8 protein-coding genes are annotated in these 10,576 nt (G+C 34.7%); 7 read left to right on the top strand and 1 reads right to left on the bottom strand.

Annotated elements, in window-relative coordinates; genetic code table 11:
• Nucleotides 1-117: 117 nt before the first annotated feature.
• Nucleotides 118-429, top strand: coding sequence for a hypothetical protein (locus J2S07_RS21125; RefSeq protein WP_307152368.1), 312 nt, complete (start codon nucleotides 118-120; stop codon nucleotides 427-429).
• Nucleotides 430-529: 100 nt separating this feature from the next.
• On the opposite strand, the gene J2S07_RS21120 is transcribed toward J2S07_RS21125, so the two are convergent.
• Nucleotides 530-1,036 (bottom strand): hypothetical protein, encoded by a 507-nt coding sequence (locus J2S07_RS21120; protein ID WP_307152367.1) that lies wholly within the window; start codon nucleotides 1,034-1,036, stop codon nucleotides 530-532.
• Nucleotides 1,037-1,236: 200 nt separating this feature from the next.
• Between J2S07_RS21120 and J2S07_RS21115 the strand changes: the two genes are divergently transcribed.
• From J2S07_RS21115 to J2S07_RS21090, 6 genes are all read left to right on the top strand, one after another.
• Entirely contained in the window at nucleotides 1,237-1,812 is a 576-nt protein-coding gene (locus J2S07_RS21115; RefSeq protein WP_307152366.1) for a restriction endonuclease subunit S, read from the top strand.
• A gap of 4 nt (nucleotides 1,813-1,816) precedes the next feature.
• Nucleotides 1,817-3,343 (top strand): type I restriction-modification system subunit M, encoded by a 1,527-nt coding sequence (locus J2S07_RS21110; protein ID WP_307152365.1) that lies wholly within the window; start codon nucleotides 1,817-1,819, stop codon nucleotides 3,341-3,343.
• A 9-nt stretch (nucleotides 3,344-3,352) separates the two neighbouring features.
• Nucleotides 3,353-4,585 carry a restriction endonuclease subunit S gene (locus tag J2S07_RS21105; protein WP_307152364.1) on the top strand — a complete coding sequence of 411 codons (1,233 nt, stop codon included), beginning with the start codon at nucleotides 3,353-3,355 and terminating at the stop codon, nucleotides 4,583-4,585.
• Nucleotides 4,586-4,625: 40 nt separating this feature from the next.
• A complete protein-coding gene (locus tag J2S07_RS21100; RefSeq protein WP_307152363.1) occupies nucleotides 4,626-7,733 on the top strand; it encodes a type I restriction endonuclease subunit R in 3,108 nt (1,035 codons plus the stop codon).
• 13 nt (nucleotides 7,734-7,746) lie between these two features.
• A complete protein-coding gene (locus tag J2S07_RS21095; protein WP_307152362.1) occupies nucleotides 7,747-8,472 on the top strand; it encodes a M48 family metallopeptidase in 726 nt (241 codons plus the stop codon).
• 154 nt (nucleotides 8,473-8,626) lie between these two features.
• Nucleotides 8,627-10,129: a serine/threonine-protein kinase gene (locus tag J2S07_RS21090; protein ID WP_307152361.1), complete on the top strand. Its 1,503-nt coding sequence runs from the start codon at nucleotides 8,627-8,629 to the stop codon at nucleotides 10,127-10,129.
• The last annotated feature ends 447 nt before the right edge of the window (nucleotides 10,130-10,576 follow it).

The raw sequence follows: 10,576 nt of genomic DNA, 5'->3' as shown, positions 1-10,576 counted from the left end.
GACTCCAAAAAGGACAAAAGGAAACGAAAAACAATGTAATTTTAAGAAAAAGCTAGATTAAGAGTGATATTGTCCAAAATTCGGGGGTTAATCCGAAAGGAATTAAGGAGCTACTTTTTGTATCATTTATGGAAAGAGTACATGGAAAAGCATGTTCTACCAATAGTTCACCAAGGTGATTATTATAAAATCACTGAGGCGGAAAAAATCATTGAAAATAGTCATTTCTCAAAAAAGAAAAAGAATGATCTTCGTGCATTCCTCGTTCAAATCTCCAAAGGAAGTATAGATACTCCGAAGAAACATATGTCTCCACCTACCTATCGAAAATACCTTCAGGATCTTGCTAGTATCGGAGTAAGCCCTATCCTCATTCCCAAAAACCGCACTGATTTCCCCAATTGTTTGAAAAATCCATTCAAAATCTAAAAATATGTGAAAATAACATTGAAGGTGTCTAAAATGTTTTGTTACAAACGCAATAGACACCTTCTTTATGAAAAAAATACCACAAAAAGACGAGAGCATTTTACAACTCTCGTCCGTTTTCTGGTTTGTACCTAGTCATAGCATCAAGGAGTGTTTGTGCGATGATGTCTTGAGTTTTAAGGTGAGGGTAATATTCTTCACAAAATTTACTGAAGTCCTCGTAAATAGAAGTGTTCATCCTGATACTTTTATTTGAGAACTCTGCATTCTTGCTGTAAATGCGTTTATCAAGCAGTAAATTACCCGACTCTTCAAATTGTTGAATTACCTTTTTAAGAGTGTCAATATGGCTCTTGATGAATGTTATATCATCATTCTGATTGGTATGGGTACTTGTAACTCGTTCCTCTTCAGAACGAACAAACGGATAGTATCGCTTGTCTGCTTGATGGTACAAGTAATCTCCCTCCCTCATGAGCTTACTGAACGATCCAGATGGGATTCCGAGACGTTCGCAAATTTCCGAGAGACTATGCTCTTTTAACATCTTATTGACTTCCTGAACTCTTTTTGCTGGTGGCATTGTAATGATTGTGTCTTTATCCATATACACAACCCCTTTCTTATAATGAAGTTAATATATTATAGACTCAAATTTTTTTGCTATAACTGTATCTCATTTGCTTTTTAACTCTTTTACGGTTAGGTTCATCACCACAAAAGATTGACTTTAGTTACAGTTGAGTTATATACTGTATTTAACAAATAATAGTTAAATATTAGATTTAACATTAAAGGAGGTGTAAGATGCAACTTGGTGAGATAGCCCAAATAAAAACGGGACTGGTATTAAGTAGGAAGAAGGCAGAATTTGAATATGATGAAAAGGCAAGATACAAACTTTTGTCGCTCAAAAATATAGGTGAAGATGGGGTAATTGTTAACGAATCATTTGATGAATTTATCAGTAATGATGACTTGGATGACCATTATTTTACTGTAGCAGGCGATGTACTGATGCGATTAAGCCAACCTTATACAGCAGTGTATATAGATAAAAACCATACTGGTTTATTGGTTCCGTCATACTTTGCTATCATAAAAGTGAATGAAGCAAAGGTTTTACCACAGTATGTTGCATGGTACCTTAATTCATTGAATGTAAAGAAGGAATTGGAGCGATCTCAAGCAGGTAGTAGGATTCCAAGCACTAATCAACATGCAATAAGAAATATTCCTATTATGTTAGCATCCATTTCAAAACAACAAATTTTGATAGAGCTTTTCCAGCTTCACCAAAGGGAAAAAATACTTTACAAGAAATTAGTAGAAGAAAAAGAGCTTCTCTTTCAAGGAGTAACTCAGCAAATATTAGGAGGATAAAAGAATGATCGAACTAACATCGCAAGAAAAAATCAATAGTGTGTTGTGGCAAGCAGCAGACACATTCAGAGGGAAAATTGACTCATCTACATACAAGGATTATATCCTTACCATGTTGTTCATCAAGTATTTAAGTGATTCTTATAAAGAGAAAGTAGAAGAATATTCAAAGCGTTACAATGGGGATGATCAGCGTATACAAAGAGCTTTATCAAGAGAAAGATTTGTATTAGATGAAACATCAACATTTGACCATTTGTATAGTAAAAGAAACGACCCTGAAATTGGAGAAATCATTAACAAGGCTTTGGAACGAGTTGAAAATGAGAATACAGGAAAACTTCGAGGAGTATTCCGAAATATTGATTTTAACAGTGAAGCAATTTTAGGAAAAGCAAAAGAGCGGAATGCAATGCTTCGTTCTTTATTGGAGGATTTTAACCAACTGTCTTTGAGACCATCCCAATTAGGAAATGAAGATATAGTAGGAAATGCTTATCAATATATGATTGGTTTATTTGCTTCGGATGCAGGCAAAAAAGGTGGAGAGTTCTATACTCCGGCAGAAGTATCAGAGTTATTGGCAAGTTTAGTAAAACCTCAAGAAAATGACCGAATTTATGACCCAACATGTGGTTCAGGTTCCTTATTATTAAAGGTTGCCAAACAAGTTCCAAGTAAAAAAGTAGCTATTTACGGACAAGAGCGTAATGGTGCTACCCACTCATTGGCACTCATGAATATGTACTTACATGGAATCGATGATGCGAAAATTGAATGGGGTGATACATTAGCTAACCCACTTCATTTAGATGACGGTAAGTTAATGAAGTTTCAGGTCATTGTCGCAAATCCTCCTTTTTCACTGGATAAGTGGGCGATGGGTTTTGCTGGTGAAGGAAATGATAAGAAATTTAAAATGGAACCAGGGCTTGATCCATTTAGAAGATTTGATTGGGGAGTTCCTCCAAGTTCAAAAGGAGACTATGCGTTTGTGCAACATATGCTTTATTCACTAGCTGAAAGTGGAAGAATGGCAACCATTTTACCTCATGGTGTTCTTTTTAGAGGAGCAAGCGAAGGCAAAATTCGCCAACAAATCATTGATATGAACCTGTTAGATGCTGTTATTGGATTACCTGAAAACTTATTCTATGGAGTAGGAATACCAGTTTGTATTATGGTTTTCAAGAAAGATCGAAAGCTAAAAGATGTTTTATTTATTGATGCTTCTGGAGAGGAACATTTTCAAAAAGGGAAAAATCAAAACAAATTAAGAGAGCAGGACATTGAAAAAATAGTGGATACTTATGAAAGACGTGAAATCATTAATAAATATTCCTATGTCGCTACAATAGATGAAATTAAGGAAAACGATTATAACTTGAATATTCCACGTTATGTCGATACTTTTGAAGAAGAAAAACCAGTGGATATGGTAAGTGTTAAGGAAAACATTGTTAATATTAAGAGAGAGCTTCAAGGAATAGAAGAGCAGATGGAAGAGTATCTGAAAGAGCTTGGATTGTAGGTGATTTTGTTGAGTGATAAGGTAGAAATGAAAAAAACAAATATTGGATTAATTCCTATAGATTGGGAAGTTAAGAAAATTGAAGATATTAGTAAGAATGTTTTTGCAGGAGCTACTCCTAGTACAAGAAATAGTGAATATTGGAATGGAGATATTCCTTGGATGAGTTCAGGAGAAATAAATAAGAAATTTATATGGAGTACAGAAAAAAAGATAACAAAGGAAGGATTCAATTCTTCAAGTACAAAAATGGTTCCTAAAGACTCTGTATTGGTTGCCCTAGCGGGTCAAGGTAAGACACGAGGTACTGTTGCTATGAATAAAATAGAATTATGTACTAATCAATCCTTAGCGTCAATTGTTCCTGATGACACAATAGAACCAAAGTTCCTCTACTATAATTTAGATAGTAGATATGATGAACTAAGGAAGATGTCTACAGGTGATGGAGGTAGGGGAGGACTTAATTTAAAAATAATTAATTACATATCTATAGGTATACCGCCTCTTGGGGAGCAAAAGAAAATTGCTAATATTCTTTCTACTTGGGACCAGGCAATTGTGCTAAAGGAAAAGCTAATTGAGCAGAAAAAAGAGCAGAAAAAAGGTATAATGCAGAAAATCTTGACAGGTGCAGTGAGGTTGCCTGGGTTTGACGGAGAGTGGAAAAACGTGAAACTTGGAAAACTAATAAAAGAAGTAAACAATAAAAGTACGGAAAATAATCAATTTCAAGTGTTATCTGTTACAAAGAATGGTATTGTTGCACAAAGTGAACATTTTAATAAGCAAGTAGCAAGTGATAATAACATTGGGTATAAGATTATTAGAAAAAACAACTTAGTGTTCAGTACGATGAATTTATGGATGGGAAGTTTAGACGTACTGACCAATTTTGAAATAGGTATAGTTTCTCCCGCATATAAGGTTTTCGAGTTCAATCGGAATAGGTTAAACCCGACTTTTGGTAAATACTTCATGAAAGCTGAACACATGATTTGGATTTATAATGTTAATTCTGAGCAAGGTGCTAGTATTGTCAGAAGAAACCTTGATTTGAAAGGATTATTAAATACAAATATAAAGGTCCCATCAATTGAAGAACAGATGGAAATTGCAAATTTATTATCCTGTGTGGATAAAGAGATTGATTTGCTAGAGGAGGAGACTGTAGAGATAAAAAAACAAAAGAAAGGCCTTATGAAATTATTATTAACAGGAAAGATTCGAGTGAAAGTATAAATTTCACTCATTTTTCCATTTCGAAAATGGAGGTGTGAACATGTCTAATGAGAAGAGTTACGATGAAAGGTATATAAGCCAAGTCCCTGCAATTGAAGTGTTAAGGAAATTAGGTTATCAATACTTATCACCAGATAGAGCCACCCAATTCCGTGGGAATCTTCACGATGTATTGTTAAGAACCATCTTAGAGGACAAACTCAAAGAACTAAATTCTTACGAATACAGAGGCGAAATTCGTAAGTTTAGTGATACTAACATTCAACAAGCGATACGAGATATAAATGAGCCATTAACTAATGGATTGGTGAAAACAAATGAAGTTATCTATGAAACCATCATGAACGGACGGAGTTATACAGAGTTTTTGCCGGATGGATCAAAAAAGTCGTTCACTATACAGTATATTGACTGGAAAAATATCGAGAATAATGTTTTCCATGTAGTAGAGGAGTTTGAAGTAGAACGGATGGATGGTCGTGGAACAGTTCGGCCTGATATTGTCTTATTTGTGAATGGAATACCATTTGCTATTATCGAGTGTAAAAAGGCATCTATTTCAATGAACCAAGGTATCAGCCAGATGATTCGCAATCAAGGTAAAGATTATGCTCCACACTTGTTTAAGTTTGTTCAATTGGTTATGGCTACAAATAAAAATGAAACACAATACGCCACTTGTAATACACCTAAGAAGTTTTGGTCTGTATGGCAGGAAGAGCAAGAAGAATGGCAAAGGTTATGTTTAAAACAAACACTGGAGGGCAGATTACCAACAACACAGGATAAAAACATCATATCTTTGTTCCATCCTGAGAGGTTACTAGAGATTACTCAATTCTTTACACTATTTGATAAAGATGTGAAAAAAGTAGCACGTTACCAACAATACTTTGCTATCAAAGAAATTATTAAAACTATTGAACAACGGGATGAAAACGGAAATCGTCAAAGTGGTGTTATTTGGCATACTCAAGGTTCCGGTAAATCTCTTACGATGGTGATGTTGGCCAGATATATTTTGTCGGAGCTGCATGAATACAATCCGAAGGTGGTTGTCGTAACCGATAGGGTGGAGCTAGACAAGCAAATCCATAAAACATTCCGTCATACAAGGTTAAAGGCAAGCAGGGCTACTACAGGTGGTCATTTAGTCGATCTTATTAATGACAATAACGCCGATATTGTTACAACATTAGTTCATAAGTTCGATTCGGCATCTAGTAAGCAAAAACCTATTGAATCCAGGGATGTTTTTGTACTCGTTGACGAGTCGCATCGAACTCAGTATGGAGAGCTAAATATTAAAATGAAGAAAGTTTTCCCGAATGCTTGTTATCTGGGCTTTACAGGGACCCCACTGATGAAGAAAGAAAAAAGCACAATGATAAGGTTTGGGAAACTCATTCATAAATATACAATAGCTGATGGGGTTCGAGACAGGGCAATTGTACCACTTTTATATGAAGGGAAAATGGTTGAGCAGTCAGTGAACCAAAAGGCAATTGACCTTCGTCTTGATATGATAACAAGAAATCTGAATGACAAGCAAAAAGAAGAAGTGAAACAAAGATGGAGCAAGTATGAAAAACTAGCATCTTCAGAGCAGAGGATTTATTTAATTGCGGAAGATGTTAATAAACACTTTTTGGAGAACTACAAGACCCAAGGTAGCCAGTTTAAAGCGATGTTGGCTACCAATAGTAAAATTGAAGCCATTCGCTATATAGAGGCATTTGAAGAGTTTGGGGACTTGAATTGTGCTGTTGTTATCTCTCCACCTGATCAACGAGAAGGCCATGAAGTAGTTGACGAGGAATCAAAAGATAAAATTCAACGTTTTTGGAAACGGATGATGAACCGTTACTTAACACCTGAGAAGTACGAGGATGCTATTAAAGACGAATTTGTAAACGGTGATGAAATAGACTTATTAATCGTTGTTGATAAATTGCTTACGGGTTTCGATGCTCCTCGTGCAACCGTGTTATACGTTGACAAACCAATGAAGGAACACACTTTGTTACAGGCAATTGCACGTGTAAATCGACTTTATGAAGGAAAAGATTATGGGCTAATCATTGATTACCGTGGGTTGTTGGATAAATTGGATCAAGCTATGCAGATGTACTCTGGTGCGGGCTTGGAAAACTTTGATCCAGAAGATTTAAAAGGTGCCATTTATGATGTAATTAGTATAATTGGTTCATTACGACAATACTATTCCGACTTACTCCAAATCTTTGCACCAATTAAAAACAAAAATGACAGAGAAGAGTATGAAGTGTGGTTGGAGGATGAAGAACGTAGAGAAGGCTTTTACAACGTATTAAGTAATTATGGACGAAACCTTGGAATTGCATTAGAGTCTGAAAAAATCTATAATGCCTTGCCTCCAGAAGAACTACAAAAGTACAAAAAGGATTTTAAGTTTTTCCAAGACTTACGTAAGAGTGTAAAGCTACGATATTCAGATACGATTGACCATAAAGAGTATGAGGCAAAAATGCAGAAGTTAATGGACAATTATATTTCTGCTGAGGAAGTCATTCGTATAACCAATCCAGTGGACATTTTAAATGCAAAGGCTTTTGAAGAGGAAATAGAACGTCTTGGTTCTAAAAGAGCAAAAGCAGATGCCATCCGTACTCGCTTAACAAAGAGTGTTCATGCAAAATGGGATGAAAACCCATCCTATTACAAAAAGTTTTCTGAACGGATTCAAGAGGCAATTCAAGAATATCGAGACAAACGGATTTCTGAAGCTGAGTATTTGAACCGTATGAAGGACATTATGAAGGACTACCAGAGTGGTCAATCAACTGAACAGTATCCTAAAGTGATTAAAGAAAATCGAAATGCACAAGCCTTTTATGGCGTTACAAAGGATATTCTGGGTGAAACAAAAGAAACATCCATAAGCTATGACACAAATACGTTGGGTGATTTGGCAAAGAAGATGGATGAAATCATAAAGGAACATCAAAAAGTCGATTGGCATGATAATTTAGAGATTCACAATCGAATTGCTCAAGAATTGGATGATCTTCTTTTTGATTATAAAGAAAAGTACAGTTTGGATATTGATTTTGATACAATTGATAAAATCATTGAGCAAATCAAAACGGTTGCTCTGAGACGTTACTAAGGCAGGGAGCAGCATGGAAAAACATCAAATTGAGTACGCTAATAATGTCATAGATTTCATTATAAAACGTAAAAAAGTCAAAAATGTAAATCTCAATGTCAAACCTGATATGACGATTGAGGTTACTGCAAATGACAGAGTTCCGTTAGATTTTATTTCTGATTTTGTAAAATCAAAAGGTTCCTGGATTATCAAAAACATTGGGCGTTTTAACGACGTACAACCCTTAAAGCAAAGTGAAAGGGAATATGTAAGTGGAGAAACCTTTAGATATCTAGGAAAGCAATATCGTTTGCGTGTACAGAAGACAACCGAAGAAGAAATGGTCAAATACTTTCGGGGGTTTATTTATTTACACGTTAAAGATACAGATAATCTAAGTAGAAAAGAGAAACTGATGAATGAATGGTATCGTGAGAAAGCTCAGATGGTATTCAATGAATCCCTTGAAAAAATGTTTCCTCTGGTGCAAAAGTACGGAATTCAGAAGCCAGATGTTGATGTACGGTTAATGAAAGCACGTTGGGGTTCAGCTATAATAGAAAAAAACACAATATTACTGAATACTGAACTTATAAAGGCACCAAAATACTGCATCGACTACGTGGTGCTTCACGAACTCATTCATTTCAAACACAATGATCATAGCGATAACTTTTATCAAATGCTTTACTCTTTAATTCCTGATTGGGAAAAGAGGAAAGCAATTTTAGATGAAGAAATAGTGAGAGAATTATGATGTGAACTACTTGGTGATGTACACAACAGGATAAAACAACAGGAGGCAGTTCCAATGAACTTTATTTGGAACTGCCTTTTTGTGTGTATAGACTTGAACAAATAATCATATCTAGCTTAGGGTAGTAAATCAGTTAAGGATAGAGGGGAATGCAATGATTTCTGATGAAGATCTTAGGTATATTTCGGAAGTATTTATAGGGGATACAGGTGAATGTTATTCATATAAAGCTGGAGGGGAGCTGGTAGCATTTTTTAACCAGTATTTCGGCTACAATGATATCTATCAATCTGGATTTCCCTCTAGGTGGTTCTATGTTGTAGAGAGACTAAAGGACTTGGTGAAAGGGAACAAGTTGGATGCCTTTTTTACATTAATCTTGAGTAAAAGATTTATTATGAGAGATAACAAGGTAAATGAAATTAATGCAATTGAACTAAGCCAAAAAGCACTAAATCTTTTTAATGAACAATTACAGTATGATGCGAATCAGATAATACGAAAAGATGGAAATTATGTTTTGATTAATGAGGATGAAGATCTTGAGCAAATAGGGGAAGGGGGATTTGCAAAAGTTTATCTAAGAAAGAGTGATAATAAGGTCTTAAAGAAATTACAAGATGAATATATTGCTAATCCAGGAATACGAAGTAGATTTAAAAGGGAGTACGAGATTACAAAATCTCTACAGGATATTTCAGGTGTAATTAAGCTGTATGATTTTGATGAAAATAAAATGTTGTATGAGATGGAAAAAGGTGAATTTACTTTATTTAAGTATGTAAAAGAAAACAAACTATCTATTGAGGAAAAAATGAAAATAGCGTTACAAGTATTGAGGATAATGGCAACCATTCATGGAAGGAACATAATTCATAGAGACCTTAGCCCTTCAAACATCTTGTTTGTTAATGGGGAAATAAAGATAACAGATTTTGGACTGGGTAAAAATTTTGAAGATATTCATTCTCATCAAACTCTACATACTAAGGCTTTTGGGCAATTCTACTATTGTTCCCCTGAGCAAATGTATGCACTTAAAGATGGAGATAAAAAAAGTGATGTATTCTCATTAGGAAAAGTTATTAACTTTATTTTCACAGGGAATCCAGATAATGAAAGGCATGAATTTGGACAAGTAGTTAATAAAGCTACAAGTCAGAATAGTGAAGACCGTTATCCATCCGTAATAGAAATGTTACATGCTATGGAAAAACTGAATGAAATAATCAAAAAAAGCAATCTTAAAGAAGAAGCAAAGCATGATATTATTAATGGAGACCTTACCACGGTAGCACAGCAATATATACACAACTTGGATGGAGAAGGATTATGTAGTGAACTAATAATGAATCCTTCCTTTAAACTCGTATTGATTAATTATATGAAGTTGAATAATAACAATGAGAGTTTTGTAATAAATGCTGTCGAAGAAAACTTTAAGGATTCATGCCTAACTTTTGAGTCCTATGACCCTATAGCGTCCCTTGCAAGTACAATTTTACAGGAACAGTTCACTTTTCTTACAAAGGAAAAGGCTGCGAGAATCCTTTCTCACATTGCTTTCTCAGTTAATCGTTTTAGTGCACAAAGAATGGTTGATAGATTGATTGATAGAGGTGTAGAGCCCTTAATCGAAAGTGTATTACAAAGGTAAGTGTATTTGCATGTTAATAGTAAAATTGAATTGCATAATGATATTGTAATGTGATTAAAAAAGACATTGGAATAACTTTAGCTAATTTCATTTGAAGTTCAATATTAATCCTTATATAAGAAAAAAAGACAGGCGGAGTGCTTCGCCTGTCTGAGTATTTATTCTTTATGAATGTATTCAAGACTTCGCCTATATGCTAAATAATTATTAAAGGCTTGTTCATTTTTCTTTTTGGCATATTCAATCTCTTTATTTAGAGACTCTAATACTATTGCGAAAGCATTTCCCTCTGTAGAATTTCCTTTATTACGAGTAGATAGGTTAGATAACATAGAAGAGCAGTCTAATAGTTTCTCATAAGCCCCAAAATGAACTTGGACAATAAGAGTATTTTATTTTATACTGCCTAATGTACCAAGGAGGTTAACATCATGCCAAGAACAAAAC

This window comes from Anoxybacillus andreesenii, from assembly GCF_030813005.1.
Classification (GTDB): Bacteria; Bacillota; Bacilli; order Bacillales; family Cytobacillaceae; genus Robertmurraya; species Robertmurraya andreesenii.
Note: the sequence above shows the minus strand (reverse complement) of the source record. Positions and strands in the feature narration are given on the sequence as shown.